This is a genomic window from Treponema sp. R6D11 (genome assembly GCF_054786075.1).
This window is the reverse complement of the sequence record NZ_BDHD01000817.1, coordinates 1-497: the sequence shown is the minus strand read 5'-3', so window position 1 is coordinate 497 and position 497 is coordinate 1. Positions and strand designations below refer to the sequence as shown.

Here is a 497-nt window from a genome sequence, read left to right as displayed (position 1 = left end):
ACTCTCAAGCTTGCCATATTCTTTGTTTTTAAGCCTATTAAGAAATACGGAAGCAACTTTGTCTCTATCAGATTCGCCAACAGCTTCGCGTTCAACAATTGAAGCCAAAGTCACAATTTGGTCAATGCTATACCCCAGCTCCCGAGCCCGTTCGGTATATTCGCTTTGCCATTTCAACGCAAAAGCATCCAGCATTTTTTTTGCGATTTGAACAGATGTGCTCCCTGCAGGGATTGTATACGTCGCAGGGAATAGATATCCCTCAAGCTTATTTTTAGTTCTTGTAATTCCGTTTAAAAAACTATAATCAAACTTCTCGGCATCTAAAACTCGCAAGAATTCATCAGCGTTAACTAACCCTTTCTCTTGCAAAAGTTCAGCAATCTGCCTGTTTTCGTATCCTTCCGGTATGACGATTTTGGTCCCCATCTCGACAGGACTCCCCTTCAAACTCTTCAAAATTTCACCGTAAGAAGCTCCCTCAGGCACTTTAAACG

1 protein-coding gene is annotated in these 497 nt (G+C 41.9%); it reads right to left on the bottom strand.

Features of this window, described 5'->3' with window-relative positions; all coding sequences use genetic code 11:
• Positions 1-497, bottom strand: a 497-nt coding sequence (locus tag ACYVTD_RS16290; protein ID WP_461248720.1) for an endolytic transglycosylase MltG, incomplete at both ends; no start/stop codon positions are given.